Source organism: Pseudomonas sp. NPDC078700, assembly GCF_044542375.1.
Lineage (GTDB): Bacteria > Pseudomonadota > Gammaproteobacteria > Pseudomonadales > Pseudomonadaceae > Aquipseudomonas.
This window is the reverse complement of record NZ_JBITUI010000008.1, coordinates 111,221-127,610: the sequence shown is the minus strand read 5'-3', so window position 1 is coordinate 127,610 and position 16,390 is coordinate 111,221. Positions and strand designations below refer to the sequence as shown.

Below are 16,390 nucleotides of genomic sequence, written 5' to 3'. Positions count from 1 at the left end.
GCACCTCTATTGATGTGCAGATTTTGACGCAAACACAGTAAGACAAGTCACATCAAACCCAGCGCAGACGACGAAACAGCCACCATTGGACCACTGCCAGCGCCACCATAATCGTACAAGCGACAACGAAGCCGTATGGGTTCTCGGAGCCAGGAATACCGCCGACGTTGATCCCTAATAAGCCAGTAAGGAAGCTCATCGGCAAAAATACCCCGGTGATAATGCCGAAGCGGTACATGATGCGGTTCATTTTGACATCAAGCCGACGATCTTCAGCCTCCAACACCAGGCCAATTCGTTCCCGGGTTAGATCCAGCTCTTCAATGTAACGGGTCAGGCGGTTGTTGAGTTCATTCCAGTAGTCGGCATCATCATCAACAAACCATGGCTGCTGATTCCGCGTGAGCTGGGCATAGACTTCACGTTGTGGCGCTAGAAAGCGGCGCAAGCCAGCAGCCCGACGGCGCATCTGCAGCAAGGTATCGTGATCAGGCTCGAAGTTGGGATCGTTATCAATCTCGTCTTCTTGGTCATCGATACCTTGGGCAAAATCACTGACCAAGGACTCGATCTTGTCTGTCATGTGGTCGGCAAGCCCCAGCACGAGCTCTGAGGACGTTTTTGGTCCCTTACCTGTACTCAGGTCAGCAATTAAGTCCTCAACGGCGCGCAAATGGCGCATGCGCAGGCTAATGGCACGCTTGGCTGAAGCATAAATGCGCAGCGAAACCATATCTTCTGGCTCTGCCCCCGGATTCAGATTAACCCCACGCAGAAACAGAAGAATTTTATTTTCTGGCAATTGCAGAAAACGCGGCCGGGTGTTTTCTTCTAGCAATAAGCCGCAGATAAACTCATTGAGCCCGCTTTCTGCGCGCAACCATTTCTGCGCCTGGGGGTGAGTACGATCCCAGTGCAGCCATAAATTTTCATGCTCTGCCAAGACCAGGTCGGCTAGCTGGTCGTAGCTGACTGGACGCCCACCCCCGCTGCCATCCAAGACATAGGCATGGACCAACCCCCACTGCTGATTGTCTTGTTCAGACATTCATAACTCCAAAGCAAAAATCCATTTATGGCCTGCCGCCCGCTATTTACTCAGGCATTTTCAGTGCCGTGGGCGAAACGATAATTCCGTTGTTATCGGCATAAACGAATTCGCCCGGACGGAATGTCACGCCACCAAAAGTCACGGCCACATTAAGATCGCCAATGCCGCGCTTGTCAGTCTTCATGGGATGGCTGGCCAGCGCCTGAACCCCCACAGCGGTTTGTGCAAGTACATCAACATCGCGCACACAGCCATAGATGATCAGCCCTTCCCAGCCATTCTTGGCGGCTTTTTCAGCCAACATGTCGCCCAGCAAGGCGCGGCGCATTGAGGCACCGCCATCTACGACCATGACCTTACCCTTACCAGGCAGATCAACCTGCTCTTTGACCACCGAATTGTCTTCGAAACATTTAACAGTGACGATCTCGCCGCCAAAGGAATCGTGGCCACCAAAGTTGCTGAACATGGGTTCAACAACCTGAACTTCGGGGTATGCGTCACACAAATCTGGAGTGATGTACTGCATGAGAAAGCTCCTATACCCATCGATAATCGTTACAAGCAGTCAGCGCTGGTGCGCCAGACCCTTCATTTTCATATGTTCAGTTGCTGCTCGGGCAATCCAACGCCCAGCCTAGCGCAGTCAACGACTACAGGCCACTTTTGTACGCAACAGTTAAGCCCTCTAGCTCGCCTGTTACAGATTAGGTGCTTAGCTTTGGCTGCATAGCCGTCGCCGCAACCATGTTGTCTTCAGGCCTCATCGATGGCTCACCTGCATCGCTGTGACCCCGATTCAACCACTGCTCAATAAGCGGCCATACTTCGACCTGTGCAGCCTTGCTCACCAGCATTTCGACGTGACCAAAATCGCTACTAAAACCTTGCTGTTTACTCAAGCAGAGGAAGGTCTTATTGATTGAAGCAAACTGATCAAATAACTTCTGACAAGCCCATGGAGGGTCTTGCTCATCGCCCTGAGCACTGACAACAAATAGGGGCAACTGAACCTGCGCCAAACCAGCCCACCAATCGTCCTGAGCATCACCAAAGCGGCCAAATAGACCATACCAGCGTAACGCTTCCAGTATGACGCCCATTGATTCATCTTCTGGCCCACGTTTAAGCCGCGAGCCGGAGAGCACATTAAAGCGCTTTAGCAGCACCTTTGCCCCCCAAACTAATGGCGGAATTTTCAGCGGCCAATAATTACGACTGATCTGACTGCCAAATAAAGCCACTGAAGCAATCATCGACTCATCAAGGTAGCGCCCACCCAATGCCGCAGCCAGTGTCGTACCACCCAGGGAGTGCCCTAGCCAGTGCACAGGCTGAGGATTTTGCTCATAAACAAATTGGGTGATCGCAGGCAAATCGTAGCGCGCATAATCGCTGACCCGATTATATTTATAGCGCTGATTACGCGGTGACAGCCCATGGCCGCGCATCTCAACAATCCACACGTCAAACCCAGCGCGCGCCAGATAGGGCCCAAGACCAATACATTTGGGTGAATACCAAAAGCGTCGATTGGAAAAGCTGCCATGCAACAAAATCACCGGTGCACCACGGTGCTGCTCATGGTCAGCAAGACCCAGCCGGGTTGCAACCAACTCAACCGTCGAGTCAGGACTATTGCCGGGTTTCAGGCGATACAGGTCTTCGCTCAAATCACCGCGAAACTCAGCACTGATCAAGGCGACGGGAAATAACTTGCTGCTGCTTTGCATTTTATCTCTGGCACAAAAAAGGGTGGGACCCTGTCCCACCCTGTTTTTTTTAAGGGTTATCGATGGATCAGCTTTGCTGACCTTCAGCAAGGAAGAACCAGGTTTCAAGAACCGAATCAGGGTTCAAGGAAACGCTTTCAATACCCTGCTCCATCAACCAACGTGCCAGATCCGGGTGATCCGACGGGCCTTGACCACAGATGCCAATGTACTTACCGGCCTTGTTACAGGCCTGAATAGCATTGGACAGCAGCTTTTTAACCGCAGGATTACGCTCATCAAACAGGTGGGCGATGATCCCTGAGTCACGATCCAGCCCCAGCGTCAGTTGAGTCAGGTCGTTAGAGCCGATGGAGAAGCCATCGAAATATTCGAGGAACTCATCAGCCAGAATCGCGTTTGAAGGCAGCTCGCACATCATGATGACCTTCAGGCCATCTTCGCCACGCTTCAAGCCATTTTGCGCCAGCAAATCAACCACCTGGCTCGCCTCACCCAAGGTGCGCACGAACGGCACCATGATTTCGACGTTGGTCAGGCCCATTTCATTGCGGACTTTCTTCAGTGCACGGCACTCAAGCTCGAAGCAGTCGCGGAAGTTTTCGCTGATGTAACGCGAAGCACCACGGAAGCCCAGCATCGGGTTTTCTTCTTCAGGCTCATACAGCTTGCCGCCGATCAGGTTGGCGTATTCGTTCGACTTAAAGTCAGATAGCCGCACAATTACCTTTTTCGGCCAGAAAGCTGCTGCCAAGGTGCTGATGCCTTCAACCAGCTTCTCAACATAGAAACCAACGGGATCGTCGTAACCAGCAATACGCTTTTCAACGCTGTCTTTAATATCCGCTGGCAGGCCGTCGAAGTTGAGCAGCGCTTTGGGGTGCACGCCGATCATACGGTTGATGATGAACTCAAGACGCGCCAAGCCGATACCCGCATTAGGCAGTTGAGCGAAGTCAAAGGCACGATCAGGGTTGCCGACGTTCATCATGATCTTGAACGGCAGATCTGGCATGGCATCGACCGAGTTCTTGCGCACGTCGAAGCCCAGCTCACCCTCAAAGATGAAACCAGTGTCACCTTCGGCGCAAGAAACGGTTACCCCTTGGCCGTCGAGCAACAGCTCAGTGGCATTGCCACAGCCGACAACCGCTGGAATACCCAACTCACGGGCGATAATGGCCGCGTGGCAGGTACGACCACCGCGGTTAGTGACGATTGCGCTTGCACGCTTCATGACCGGTTCCCAATCCGGGTCGGTCATATCAGATACCAGAACATCGCCTGGCTGGACTTTGTCCATTTCGCTGACATCTTTGATGATCCGCACACGGCCAGCACCGATCTTTTGACCGATCGCGCGCCCTTCTACCAAGACAGTGCCCGTTTCCTTCAACAGGTAACGTTCCATAACGTTGCCACTGGAGCGGCTTTTAACCGTTTCTGGGCGTGCCTGAACGATATACAGTTGGCCGTCGTCACCGTCTTTGGCCCACTCGATATCCATCGGACGCTGGTAGTGCTTCTCGATGATCATGGCCTGCTTGGCCAGCTCGGTCACTTCAGCATCAGTCAGGCAGAAACGCGCACGGTCGGCACGATCAACATCGACAACCTTGACTGACTTACCAGCTTTGGCCTCGTCGCCGTAAATCATCTTGATAGCTTTGCTACCCAGATTACGGCGCAAAATTGCCGGACGACCAGCTTCGAGGGTATTTTTGTGAACGTAGAATTCGTCAGGGTTAACTGCGCCCTGTACAACGGTTTCACCCAGACCATAAGCGCCAGTGATAAACACCACATCACGGAAGCCTGACTCGGTATCGAGGGTGAACATAACCCCAGCCGTACCGGTCTCAGAGCGAACCATGCGCTGAACACCCGCTGACAAGGCGACCAGTTTGTGGTCAAAGCCTTGGTGTACGCGGTAAGCAATGGCGCGGTCGTTGAACAGCGAGGCGAACACTTCTTTAGCTGCGCGGATCACGTTCTCGACACCGCGGATATTCAAGAAGGTTTCTTGCTGACCCGCAAAGGAAGCGTCTGGCAGATCTTCTGCGGTTGCAGATGAACGTACAGCAACGGCCATGTTGTCATTGCCATTGGCCATTGCCGCAAATGCAGTGCGAATCTCAGTGTTAAGCTGCTCTGGAAACTCAGCGTCCATGATCCACTGACGGATTTGTGCGCCCGTCTTGGTCAACGCAGCAATGTCATCGACATTCAAGGCGTCGAGCGCCTCGTGGATCTGTGCATTCAAGCCGCTGAGTTCAAGGAAGTCACGGTAGGCCTGGGCCGTTGTGGCAAAACCACCGGGAACCGAAACGCCAGCGCCGGCCAGGTTGCTGATCATCTCGCCAAGGGAGGCGTTCTTGCCCCCTACGTGCTCAACATCGTGAACGCCGAGCTTATCGAGGGAAACTACGTACTCTACCAAGGTGATCTCTCCAGTTCTGGTGTTGGAAAAGCTCAAGGGGCTGGGGAAGTTCACGGGGTTATCCGCGTGACTGTGGCCTGGCCCTGGAAAATAAGTAACAATGCAAACCACTAAAGGCCTGCAATTGGCGGCCTATGATAGCCAAAAAATGTTCTCAGCTTAAGGCCCCCAGCGCAAATGAAACGGACAGCATTTTTTATCTCTGACGGCACCGGCATTACGGCCGAAACCTTAGGTCAAAGCCTGTTGGCGCAGTTCGAAACTATCACCTTCACCAAGCTAACGCGACCGTACATCGATAGCGCAGAAAAAGCGCGCGCAATGGTACTACAAATCAATCTTGCTGCGGAAAAAGACGGCGTCCGGCCGATTATATTCGACACCATTGTCAACGGTGACATCCGCGACATTCTTGCAGAGTCCGAAGGCTTCATGATCGACATCTTCTCGTCGTTCCTGGCCCCACTGGAGCAAGAGCTCAGCTCCCACTCCTCATATTCTGTCGGCAAATCGCACTCCATCGGCCACAACTCCAACTATATGGAACGCATCGAGGCGGTCAACTTCGCCCTCGACAATGATGACGGAGCTCGCACACATTATTATGACAAGGCCGATTTGATCCTGGTGGGCGTCTCCCGCTGCGGTAAAACCCCGACCTGCCTGTATATGGCCATGCAATACGGTATTCGAGCAGCCAACTATCCATTGACCGAAGATGACATGGAAAGTTTGCAACTGCCAAGCGCACTGAAAAAATACAAAGACAAGCTATTTGGTCTGACCATCGACCCTGACCGCCTCACCGCTATTCGCAACGAGCGCAAACCCAATAGTCGCTATGCAAGCTTTGCCCAATGCGAGTTTGAAGTCCGCGAGGTCGAGAACTTGTTCCGTCGGGACAACATCAACTACATCAACTCTACGCATTTCTCTGTCGAAGAGATTTCAGCCAAAATCCTCGTCGAAAAAGGCGTCGAGCGGCGTCTAAAATAGTGTTTCAGACCGTCTGTACAGGTGCCAGCTGCACAAAACTGGCACCTTGATCCCGCTCGACCAACACGCCAGTTATCTAGCCTGTCCCGGTATGTGCACCCAACCCTCCATCAATACCCGTGCGCTGCGACTCATAATCGCCTTGGCGACGACCCATTGACCATCGACCTGCTTGGCTTCTGCGCCGACTGCCAAGGTGCCTGAAGGATGACCAAAACGTACCGTCGTGCGCTCGCCACCACCGGCTGCCAGATTGACCAAGGTACCCGGAATGGCCGCTGCCGTTCCGATGGCGACTGCCGCGGTCCCCATCATGGCGTGATGCAGCTTGCCCATCGACATCGCTCGCACAAGCAAATCGATGTCAGCTGCAGCTACCGACTTGCCGCTAGAGCTCAGGTAATCGGCCGCTGGCGCAACAAAAGCCACCTTGGGCGTGTGCTGACGCTTGGCCGCTTCATCAAGGTGCTTAATCAGTCCCATACGCAGGGCACCATGGGCGCGAATGGCTTCAAACATAGCCAGTATTTTGGCATCACTGTTGACCGCTTCCTGCAGCTCAGTGCCGCTAAACCCTATGTCCTGTGCATTGATAAAAATGGTGGGAATACCAGCATTTATCATGGTCGCTTGCAGCACGCCAACACCTGGCACCTCAAGGTTATCAACCAGATTGCCGGTCGGGAACATTGAGCTGCCCGCGCCCTCTTCATCCGCTGCGGGGTCCACGAATTCAAGCTTTACCTCGGCGGCAGGAAACGTCACGCCATCGAGTTCAAAGTCGCCGGTTTCCTGGACTTCACCATTGGTAATCGGCACATGAGCAATAATGCTTTTGCCAATATTGGCCTGCCAGATACGCACTACGGCGATACCATTTTGCGGCACTCGCGCAGGGTCAAGCATGCCACTACGAATGGCGAACGGGCCGACAGCGGCTGAAAGGTTGCCGCAGTTTCCACTCCAATCGACGAAAGGCTTGTCGATTGAGACCTGACCAAATAGATAATCCACATCGTGTCCGGGCTGGCTACTTTTGGACACAATCACTGTTTTACTGGTGCTCGAGGTAGCCCCACCCATACCGTCAATCTGCTTACCATATGGATCCGGACTGCCGATCACTCTGAGCAAAATCGCATCGCGTGCAGCGCCTGGAGCGGGCAAGTCATCGAGCGCAAAAAATACGCCCTTGCTGGTGCCACCGCGATAATAGGTCGCGGCAATTTTTACTTGAGGAGCGTAAGCCATTTAACATCTTCCTGAATAACGCCGGTGGTACTGCGCAAAACAGGTTGCCAGCACCACCAGAAGAACAAAGTGTTTAGACCGCGCCGCTCGACTCAAGAAAATCCTGAGCGAAACGCTGCAATACGCCGCCCGCCTCGTAAATCGAGACTTCTTCAGCAGTATCTAAACGGCAAATAACCGGCACCTCAAGGCGCTGACCATCTTTGCGGTTTATCACCAGTGTCAAGGTCGCCCGTGGCGTGCGCGGGCCTATCACGTCATAGGTTTCACTGCCGTCGATACCCAAAGTATGACGCGTCACACCTGGCTGAAACTCCAATGGCAGGACACCCATGCCGACCAAGTTGGTGCGGTGAATGCGTTCAAAACCTTCAGCTGCAATGGCCTCAACACCTGCCAGGCGAACACCTTTGGCAGCCCAGTCTCGCGAGGAACCCTGGCCATAGTCAGCGCCGGCAATAATGATCAACGGCTGCTTGCGCTGCATGTAGGTCTCAATCGCTTCCCACATCCGTGTAACAGTACCTTCCGGCTCAATTCGTGCCAGCGATCCTTGTTTGGCCACACCATTCTCTGTGACCATTTCATTGACCAACTTTGGATTGGCGAAGGTTGCACGCTGGGCAGTTAAATGGTCGCCGCGGTGGGTTGCATAGGAGTTGAAGTCTTCTTCGGGCAAGCCCATTTTTGCTAAATACTCACCCGCCGCGCTGTCGAGCATAATGGCATTCGATGGCGACAAGTGATCAGTGGTGATGTTGTCTGGCAACACCGCTAAAGGGCGCATCCCGGTAAGCGTGCGCTCCCCTGCCAGAGCGCCTTCCCAATACGGCGGACGACGAATATAGGTGCTCTGCGGACGCCACTCATACAGCGGGCTGACTTTAGAACCGGTGTCTTCTTCGATGGCAAACATCGGGATGTAAACCTGATTAAACTGCTCAGGCTTAACACTGGCCTTAACCACTGCATCAATTTCTTCATCCGACGGCCAAATATCTTTCAAGGTGACTGGCTGGCCGTCCTGATCGATACCCAATATGTCTTTTTCGATGTCGAAACGAATGGTTCCAGCTATCGCATAGGCAACAACTAACGGCGGCGAAGCCAGAAACGCTTGTTTGGCATAGGGATGAATACGCCCATCGAAGTTGCGGTTACCCGACAGCACTGCCGTTGCGTAAAGGTCGCGATCAATCACTTCCTTCTGAATAACCGGATCGAGTGCCCCACTCATACCGTTACAGGTGGTGCAGGCAAAGCCGACAATACCAAAACCGAGCTTCTCCAGTTCAGGCAGCAACTTGCCTTCTTCCAGATAAAGCTGAACAGCTTTGGAGCCCGGTGCCAGCGAGGTTTTCACCCAGGGCTTGCGGGTTAGGCCGCGGGCATTGGCATTACGAGCGATCAAGCCCGCAGCAATTACGTTGCGCGGGTTACTGGTGTTGGTGCAACTGGTGATGGCGGCGATGATGACTGCACCATCAGGCATTAAACCTTCTTCGTTTTCGACTACGCCGCTGATGCCTTGGGCGGCCAGTTCAGATGTCGGCACGCGACGATGAGGGTTGGATGGACCGGCAATATTGCGCACCACTGTCGACAAATCGAATTTCAGCACGCGCTCATATTCGGCATTGGTCAGGGTGTCAGCCCACAAACCTGTGGTCTTGGCGTAGTTTTCCACCAGCTTGACCTGCTCGCTATCGCGTCCAGTTAGCGTCAGATAGTCGATGGTTTGGCCATCAATATAAAACATGGCTGCAGTGGCGCCGAACTCTGGTGTCATGTTGGAAATCGTTGCACGATCGCCAAGGGTCAGGGCATTGGCACCTTCACCAAAGAACTCCAGGTACGAAGAAACCACTTTCTCTTTGCGCAAGAACTCAGTGATCGCCAAAACGATATCTGTCGCGGTGATGCCGGGCTGACGCTTGCCGCTTAACTCAACACCGATAATATCGGGCAGACGCATATAAGAGGCACGGCCGAGCATGACGCTTTCGGCTTCAAGGCCGCCAACTCCAATGGCGATCACACCCAGTGCGTCGACATGGGGCGTGTGGCTGTCAGTACCTACTAATGTGTCCGGGAATGCAACGCCATCGCGCGAGTGAACGACTGGCGACATACGCTCCAGATTGATCTGGTGCATGATGCCGTTACCCGGTGGAATCACATCTACGTTTTTAAAGGCTTTTTTGGTCCAGTTGATAAAATGGAAACGGTCTTCGTTGCGACGATCTTCAATCGCACGGTTCCGTTCGAAGGCATCAGCCTCAAAACCGCCATGTTCAACGGCCAACGAGTGGTCAACAATCAACTGCGTCGGCACCACCGGGTTAACTTTTGACGGGTCACCGCCTTTCTCGGCAATCGCGTCGCGCAAGCCTGCAAGGTCGACCAATGCGGTCTGACCAAGAATGTCATGGCAAACAACACGCGCCGGGAACCACGGGAAATCGAGATCACGTTTGCGCTCAACGATCTGCGTCAGCGCAGCCGTCAACATCGCAGGATCACAGCGGCGAACTAAATTCTCAGCCAGTACACGCGAGGTGTACGGCAGTTTGTCATAGGCACCGGGCTGAATATCATCAACTGCAGCGCGGGTGTCAAAATAGTCCAGCTGAGTGCCGGGCAATGGTTTGCGATAATCGGTATTCATCAGTCAGAACTCATCAGGTCTGTTTATCGAAACGCCACGCATGGTTAGGTTACATGGCGTTCCGCACGCTATTAGCGTTGGTCGAGTGGCGGTACCGGGCGTTGTTCCACCCCCGTGTACTCTGCACTTGGGCGAATGATGCGGTTATTGGCACGCTGCTCGAATACGTGCGCCGTCCAGCCGGTTACACGCGAACAGACGAAAATCGGCGTGAACAGCTTGGTCGGAATGCCCATGAAGTGATAGGCAGATGCATGATAAAAGTCGGCATTTGGAAACAACTTCTTCTGTTCCCACATGGTTTTATCTATGGCCTCGGAGACCGGATAAAGCACAGTGTCATTCACTTCGTCAGCCAGCTTTTTCGACCACTCTTTGATCACGTCATTGCGCGGATCGCAGTCTTTGTAGATGGCATGCCCAAAGCCCATGATCTTGTCTTTACGCTCAAGCATGGCCAACGTGCCTGCCCTTGCATCTTCAGCAGATGAAAACTTCTCGATCATTTCCATTGCAGCTTCGTTAGCGCCACCGTGCAGCGGGCCACGCAGCGTGCCAATGGCAGCTGTCACGCAGGAGAACAAGTCGCTTAACGTCGACGCGCAAACCCGAGCGGTGAAGGTTGATGCATTGAATTCATGCTCAGCATAGAGAATCAGCGAAACATTCATCACCTGAACATGTAGATCGCTCGGTTTTTTACCGTGCAACAAGCGCAAGAAGTGCCCACCGAGGGAGTCTTCATCGGTCACGCAATCAATGCGCACGCCCTCATGGCTAAAGCGATACCAGTAACACATGATTGCCGGGAAGATCGCCAGCAAACGGTCAGCTTTATCTTGCTGCTGATCAAAGCTCGACTCTTGCTCAAGGGTGCCAAGCACAGAAGCACCTGTGCGCATAACGTCCATCGGGTGGGTGTTGGCAGGGATGCGCTCTAGCACCTCTTTCAGCGCTTGCGGCAGATCACGCTGAGATTTGAGCTTGGCGGTGTAAGCGGCTAACTGCTCGGTGTTTGGCAGCTCACCATAAAGCAGTAAATACGCCACCTCTTCAAAGCCAACTTGGGCTGCAAGTTCACGCACATCATAACCACGATAGGTCAGGCCAGCGCCTTCCTGACCCACTGTAGACAAGGCTGTCTGACCCGCGACCTGGCCACGCAGGCCCGCGCCACTCAATACTTTTGCTTCAGCCATTGCTATCTCCTCTTGAATTTATTTTGGATTCTGCAACATCGCTTGGGATGACGATTGAGCAACCCCAAGCAGCTCAATCTCAGGCTTTCTTGCCTGCAAACAAGGCATCAAGACTTTGCTCGAATGCGTGATAGTTGATGCGATCGTATAGCTCCATGCGGGTCTGCATGGTGTCGACAACATTCTTCTGCGTACCATCACGACGCACAGCGTTGTAAACATTCTCTGCGGCCTTGTTCATCGCCCGGAATGCTGAAAGCGGGTACAGAACCAGAGAAACATCCGCAGATTTCAATTCGTCGGTGGTGAATAAAGGGGTCGAGCCAAACTCTGTGATATTGGCCAGAATCGGCGCGTTAACTCTTTCAGCAAACAGCTTGTACATCTCGAGTTCGGTGATGGCCTCAGGGAAAACCATGTCCGCGCCAGCTTCGATACAGGCGGCGGCGCGATCAAGGGCAGACTCCAGACCTTCTACAGCCAGCGCATCGGTACGCGCCATGATCACAAAGCTGTCATCAGTACGGGCATCCACCGCGGCCTTGATACGATCAACCATTTCCTGCTGCGAAACGATTTCCTTATTTGGCCGATGACCGCAACGCTTGGCACCCACCTGATCTTCAATATGAATCGCCGCTGCGCCAAACTTGATCATCGACTTGACTGTACGCGCAACATTGAACGCAGAAGCGCCAAAGCCGGTGTCAACATCCACCAAAAGTGGCAAATCGCAGACATCGGTAATGCGCCGCACATCTGTTAATACATCGTCCAGCCCAGTGATCCCCAGATCAGGCAAACCCAGCGAGCCGGCAGCAACACCGCCACCTGATAGGTAGATGGCCTTAAATCCCGCACGCTTGGCGAGCAAGGCGTGATTAGCATTGATCGCGCCAATGACCTGCAAAGGATGCTCTTCAGCAACTGCGTCGCGAAACCGCTGACCTGGAGTTTTCAAGCTCATGACTGACCTCGTGGAGTAGGTGATTGTGATTGCTTGGGCGTTGCTTTCTCGCCCAGATAATGACGTTCAATATTACGTTTTGACGCAGCGATATGCCGACGCATCAGGAGCTCAGCGAGCTCACCGTCACGGTCCGAAATGGCATCAAGAATTCGATGGTGTTCAGCAAAGGCCTGGTGCGGCCGGTTTGGCGTGGAAGAAAACTGAATGCGGTACATGCGCACCAATTGGTACAACTCCCCACACAGCAACTGGCTTAGTGTGCGATTACCGCTGCCCTGAATAATCCGGTAGTGGAAGTCGAAATCCCCTTCCTGCTGGTAATAACCGCGCCCCGCCTGGAACGCTTCGTCGCGCTCATGGGTTTCGAGAACCTCACGCAACTCGTCAATTTCTTGTTGAGTCATTCGCTGTGCAGCCAATTTGCAGGCCATGCCTTCCAGCGACTCACGAATTTCGTAAAGCTCGATCAACTCCTCGTGGTTCAGGGATACCACGCGTGCGCCGACATGAGGAACGCGAACCAGCAAGCGCTGCCCTTCAAGTCGGTGTATCGCTTCACGCAGTGGCCCACGACTAATGCCATAGGTGCGCGCTAATTCAGGCTCTGAGATCTTGCTGCCAGGGGCAATTTCACCCTGGACGATAGCCGCTTGAATCCGCCTGAAAACGTGCTCAGAACGCGTTTCACCATCCTCCGCGGAGCCAATAGGAGCCTCAGTCGCTTCCAGCATATTGTCGACACCTGACAAGATATTTCTTAAAAAAATACTCCAGAGACACGCAATCGTCAATAAGAACACCTGGATTGTCGACAATACTTCATCATCAATATGTTATCCAAACGGATGCGTTACTATCTAATAAAGCAGGCAATAACCTGTTATTGCACAAAACGGCCATGTTAGAATGCTTTCATGCATGCCAGCTAAAATGCACAAACTGCTACTCTCTCAATCTAGGCGCATGGATCGCGAAGCCTCATCGCCTTTTTACCCTCCACCTCCGAACCACCGAATAGGACTTATGCGACTGAAGCCCTCTGCACTGATTCTTTGCCTGCTGCTCTGTCCCGGCTTAAGTTTGGCTGCGGACAAGACGGTTTATGGCTTGAATGAATACGTCAAACTGACGGGCATCGACGCTGAAGTAGCGGCTAAACTAGATACCGGTGCAAAAACAGCATCGCTCAGCGCTCGGGATATCGAGCGTTTCAAGCGCGATGGTGAAACCTGGGTGCGTTTCTATCTGGCTATAGACGATGCCCACGACAATCCAATTGAGCGTCCATTGGCACGCGTCAGTAAAATCAAACGACGCTCCGGCGACTTTGATCCTGAAGAGCAAAAAACCTACACCGCTCGACCTGTAATCGAGCTTGAGGTGTGCATGGGACAAGCCCAACGCACAATTGAAGTGAACTTGACCGACCGAAGTGCATTCCAATACCCGCTGCTGATTGGATCCGAAGCGCTAAAACGCTTCAATGCACTGATAGATCCAAGCCTTAAATACGCATCAGGGAAACCTGCATGTACCACTGACGTAAACCTTGGCGAGTAATGCCCATGCGCTCTCTTACCCTGCATCTGAAAATCCTGATCACTATTTTGGTGAGCTTGGGTATTCTGATAACGGCATACCAAATTTTTATTCTTGGTATTCCACTGACATCAGATGAAACTGATGACCTTTGGAATATTGATGCAAAGATCGAATTTCAAGCCAGTTCAAAAGAGCCGGTCAAATTGCAGATGTTTGTTCCGCCATTGAACCAAGACTACGTCAGCCTCAATGAAAGCTTTATCTCGAATAACTATGGGGTGAGCGTCAACCGCGCAGACGGCAACCGCAAAGTGACTTGGTCAGCACGTCGCGCCAGCGGTAAGCAAACAATTTACTATCGCTTGGTGCTCACCAAGCGCTACAGCGGTGAACAAGCCAAGGCCAAAGGCCCAATCTTCCGTGATAGCTTGCCCGTTGAAGGCCCAGAGAAAATCGCGGCAGACGCCCTTCTCGCACCGATTCGCCAGCACTCGGCTGATGTTGAAACCTTCATCAGTGAAACCATCAAGCGTCTTAACAACGTAAATGATGACAACGCTAAGCTACTGCTCAGCGGTGATGCTTCAACGTCCAACAAGGCAAAAGCTGTCGAGTTGCTGCTGTCGATTGCACACGTGCCAATGGAACGCGTCCACACGGTGCGACTGGCAGCTGAAATTCAACAGTCTCCCGAGTTGTGGTTGCGCAGTTTTAACGGCGACAAATGGCTCTACTTCAATCCCGAAACCGGTGAGCAAGGCTTACCAGCAGACCGCCTAGTTTGGTGGGTCGGCGATGAAGACCTGATCAAGCTCGATGGTGGCAAGCAGGCACAAGTATCTTTCGCGCTAAACAACAGCGAAATGAATGCAATTCGCCTGGCCAAACTGACTGACGAAAGCACAGACGCAGACTTCTTGTCGTACTCACTGTACGGCTTACCACTGCAGACGCAGAACAACTTCCAGATCATGATCATGATCCCAATCGGCGTATTACTGATTCTGATCTTGCGTAACCTGGGCGGCCTGCAGACTCTCGGCACCTTTACTCCAGTACTGATTGCATTAGCCTTTCGCGAAACACAGCTTGGCTTCGGTATTGTTCTATTTACCTTGATCACTACATTGGGTCTTTCGTTACGCTCTTACCTGGAACACCTCAAGCTCCAGATGCTGCCAAGGCTTTCTGTGGTACTGACTTTCGTGGTCATTTTGATTGCAGTGATTAGCCTGTTCAGCCATAAGCTTGGCCTTGAGCACGGCTTGTCGGTAGCGCTGTTCCCGATGGTAATTTTGACCATGACCATTGAACGCCTGTCTATCACTTGGGAAGAGCGTGGTGCCTCGCATGCGTTTAAAGTTGGCGTCGGCACCCTCTTTGCCGCCTCAATGGCATACCTGCTGATGAACGTTCCTGAGCTGGTTTACTTTATGTTCACCTTCCCGGCCGTACTGCTTATTCTCGTAGGTTTCATGCTGGCAATGGGTCGTTATCGCGGCTATCGCCTGACCGAACTTTTCCGCTTCAAAGCCTTTCTTAAGGATTGAGCCATGCTAGGTCTATGGAAAACCTGGAAGGCCCTTGAAGCCAAAGGCATCATGGGCATCAACCGACGCAATGCGGACTACGTGCTGAAGTACAACAAACGGCACCTGTATCCGCTTGTGGACGACAAGATTCTGACTAAAGAGCGCGCCATCGATGCCGGCATAAATGTGCCAGAAATGTACGGCATCATCTCGACTGAAAAGGAAATTGATAACCTCAACGATATCATCGGCAACCGTACCGACTTTGTCGTCAAGCCCGCACAGGGCGCAGGCGGCGACGGTATTTTAGTGGTTGCCGACCGCTTTGAGGACCGCTACCGCACGGTCTCAGGCAAGATCATTGCACATGAAGATATTGAGTTTCAGATCTCAAGCATTCTCACAGGTCTCTACTCGCTTGGGGGTCACCGTGACCGTGCGCTTATTGAGTACCGTGTAATTCCGGATCAAATCTTCAAGAGCATTAGCTACGAAGGCGTACCGGACATACGCATTATTGTGCTTAAGGGCTACCCGGTGATGGCGATGCTACGACTGCCCACACGCCAATCTGGCGGTAAGGCAAACCTTCACCAAGGCGCAATTGGTGTTGGTGTCGACCTGGCAACAGGCCTGACCCTAAATGGCACCTGGCTCAATAATAAAATCACCAAACATCCTGACACCACCAATGCCGTAGATGGCGTTCAACTGCCTGACTGGGATGGTTTCATGACCCTTGCCGCCAACTGCTATGAGTTATGCGGCCTTGGTTATATTGGTGTTGATATGGTGCTCGACCAAGAAAAGGGCCCGTTGATCCTCGAACTTAACGCACGCCCTGGGTTGAATATTCAGATCGCCAATGACACAGGCCTAACCCTACGTGCACATGCGGTTGAAGCGCGTATTGCCGAGCTTGAGAAGGACGAAATCCAGGAAACGCCGCAAGAGCGTGTACGGTTCGCTCAAAACCTGTTTGCGCATAACTTCACCAGAGAAGTCTAA

General features: G+C 52.7%; 13 protein-coding genes. 4 read left to right on the top strand and 9 right to left on the bottom strand.

Annotated features, from left to right (window positions below; genetic code table 11):
- Nucleotides 1–52 precede the first annotated feature (52 nt).
- The 4 genes from ACIGCM_RS21925 to ppsA form a co-directional block, all read right to left on the bottom strand.
- Nucleotides 53–1,048 (bottom strand): zinc transporter ZntB, encoded by a 996-nt coding sequence (locus ACIGCM_RS21925; protein WP_397504182.1) that lies wholly within the window; start codon nt 1,046–1,048, stop codon nt 53–55.
- Nucleotides 1,049–1,094: 46 nt separating this feature from the next.
- The gene (gene rraA, locus ACIGCM_RS21920) at nt 1,095–1,580 is read right to left on the bottom strand and encodes a ribonuclease E activity regulator RraA (protein ID WP_397504181.1); all 486 of its coding nucleotides are present in this window, start codon (nt 1,578–1,580) and stop codon (nt 1,095–1,097) included.
- Between the two features lie 178 nt (nt 1,581–1,758).
- The gene (locus ACIGCM_RS21915; protein ID WP_397504180.1) at nt 1,759–2,784 is read right to left on the bottom strand and encodes an alpha/beta fold hydrolase; all 1,026 of its coding nucleotides are present in this window, start codon (nt 2,782–2,784) and stop codon (nt 1,759–1,761) included.
- A 67-nt stretch (nt 2,785–2,851) separates the two neighbouring features.
- Nucleotides 2,852–5,224 (bottom strand): phosphoenolpyruvate synthase, encoded by a 2,373-nt coding sequence (gene ppsA, locus ACIGCM_RS21910; RefSeq protein WP_397504267.1) that lies wholly within the window; start codon nt 5,222–5,224, stop codon nt 2,852–2,854.
- Between the two features lie 177 nt (nt 5,225–5,401).
- Between ppsA and ACIGCM_RS21905 the strand changes: the two genes are divergently transcribed.
- Nucleotides 5,402–6,220, top strand: a complete 819-nt coding sequence (locus tag ACIGCM_RS21905; protein WP_397504179.1) for a pyruvate, water dikinase regulatory protein — start codon at nt 5,402–5,404, stop codon at nt 6,218–6,220.
- Between the two features lie 72 nt (nt 6,221–6,292).
- On the opposite strand, the gene prpF is transcribed toward ACIGCM_RS21905, so the two are convergent.
- The 5 genes from prpF to ACIGCM_RS21880 form a co-directional block, all read right to left on the bottom strand.
- Nucleotides 6,293–7,471: a 2-methylaconitate cis-trans isomerase PrpF gene (gene prpF, locus ACIGCM_RS21900; RefSeq protein WP_397504178.1), complete on the bottom strand. Its 1,179-nt coding sequence runs from the start codon at nt 7,469–7,471 to the stop codon at nt 6,293–6,295.
- A gap of 73 nt (nt 7,472–7,544) precedes the next feature.
- Nucleotides 7,545–10,139 carry a Fe/S-dependent 2-methylisocitrate dehydratase AcnD gene (acnD, locus tag ACIGCM_RS21895; protein ID WP_397504177.1) on the bottom strand — a complete coding sequence of 865 codons (2,595 nt, stop codon included), beginning with the start codon at nt 10,137–10,139 and terminating at the stop codon, nt 7,545–7,547.
- Between the two features lie 71 nt (nt 10,140–10,210).
- Entirely contained in the window at nt 10,211–11,338 is a 1,128-nt protein-coding gene (gene prpC / locus ACIGCM_RS21890) for a 2-methylcitrate synthase (protein ID WP_397504176.1), read from the bottom strand.
- A 79-nt stretch (nt 11,339–11,417) separates the two neighbouring features.
- Complete coding sequence (prpB, locus tag ACIGCM_RS21885) at nt 11,418–12,305, bottom strand: methylisocitrate lyase (RefSeq protein ID WP_397504175.1); 888 nt, start codon at nt 12,303–12,305, stop codon at nt 11,418–11,420.
- Nucleotides 12,302–13,039 carry a GntR family transcriptional regulator gene (locus ACIGCM_RS21880; protein WP_397504174.1) on the bottom strand — a complete coding sequence of 246 codons (738 nt, stop codon included), beginning with the start codon at nt 13,037–13,039 and terminating at the stop codon, nt 12,302–12,304. Before ACIGCM_RS21880 ends, prpB begins: the two co-directional genes overlap by 4 nt.
- Before the next feature lie 292 nt (nt 13,040–13,331).
- Between ACIGCM_RS21880 and ACIGCM_RS21875 the strand changes: the two genes are divergently transcribed.
- The 3 genes from ACIGCM_RS21875 to ACIGCM_RS21865 are packed head-to-tail and all read left to right on the top strand — an operon-like array spanning nt 13,332 to nt 16,390.
- Nucleotides 13,332–13,868 (top strand): ATP-dependent zinc protease, encoded by a 537-nt coding sequence (locus ACIGCM_RS21875; RefSeq protein WP_397504173.1) that lies wholly within the window; start codon nt 13,332–13,334, stop codon nt 13,866–13,868.
- Between the two features lie 5 nt (nt 13,869–13,873).
- The gene (locus tag ACIGCM_RS21870; protein ID WP_397504172.1) at nt 13,874–15,400 is read left to right on the top strand and encodes an inactive transglutaminase family protein; all 1,527 of its coding nucleotides are present in this window, start codon (nt 13,874–13,876) and stop codon (nt 15,398–15,400) included.
- A gap of 3 nt (nt 15,401–15,403) precedes the next feature.
- Nucleotides 15,404–16,390, top strand: coding sequence for an alpha-L-glutamate ligase-like protein (locus tag ACIGCM_RS21865; RefSeq protein WP_397504171.1), 987 nt, complete (start codon nt 15,404–15,406; stop codon nt 16,388–16,390).

What these genes read in the sequence shown, in the direction of transcription:
- ACIGCM_RS21880 (WP_397504174.1), bottom strand. Translation starts at nt 13,039, where the DNA reads ATGCTGGAAGCGACTGAGGCTCCTATTGGCTCCGCGGAGGATGGTGAA.
- acnD (WP_397504177.1), bottom strand. Translation starts at nt 10,139, where the DNA reads ATGAATACCGATTATCGCAAACCATTGCCCGGCACTCAGCTGGACTAT.
- ACIGCM_RS21870 (WP_397504172.1), top strand. Translation starts at nt 13,874, where the DNA reads ATGCGCTCTCTTACCCTGCATCTGAAAATCCTGATCACTATTTTGGTG.
- ACIGCM_RS21915 (WP_397504180.1), bottom strand. Translation starts at nt 2,784, where the DNA reads ATGCAAAGCAGCAGCAAGTTATTTCCCGTCGCCTTGATCAGTGCTGAG.
- prpF (WP_397504178.1), bottom strand. Translation starts at nt 7,471, where the DNA reads ATGGCTTACGCTCCTCAAGTAAAAATTGCCGCGACCTATTATCGCGGT.
- ACIGCM_RS21875 (WP_397504173.1), top strand. Translation starts at nt 13,332, where the DNA reads ATGCGACTGAAGCCCTCTGCACTGATTCTTTGCCTGCTGCTCTGTCCC.
- ACIGCM_RS21925 (WP_397504182.1), bottom strand. Translation starts at nt 1,048, where the DNA reads ATGTCTGAACAAGACAATCAGCAGTGGGGGTTGGTCCATGCCTATGTC.
- prpC (WP_397504176.1), bottom strand. Translation starts at nt 11,338, where the DNA reads ATGGCTGAAGCAAAAGTATTGAGTGGCGCGGGCCTGCGTGGCCAGGTC.
- ACIGCM_RS21865 (WP_397504171.1), top strand. Translation starts at nt 15,404, where the DNA reads ATGCTAGGTCTATGGAAAACCTGGAAGGCCCTTGAAGCCAAAGGCATC.
- rraA (WP_397504181.1), bottom strand. Translation starts at nt 1,580, where the DNA reads ATGCAGTACATCACTCCAGATTTGTGTGACGCATACCCCGAAGTTCAG.
- ACIGCM_RS21905 (WP_397504179.1), top strand. Translation starts at nt 5,402, where the DNA reads ATGAAACGGACAGCATTTTTTATCTCTGACGGCACCGGCATTACGGCC.
- prpB (WP_397504175.1), bottom strand. Translation starts at nt 12,305, where the DNA reads ATGAGCTTGAAAACTCCAGGTCAGCGGTTTCGCGACGCAGTTGCTGAA.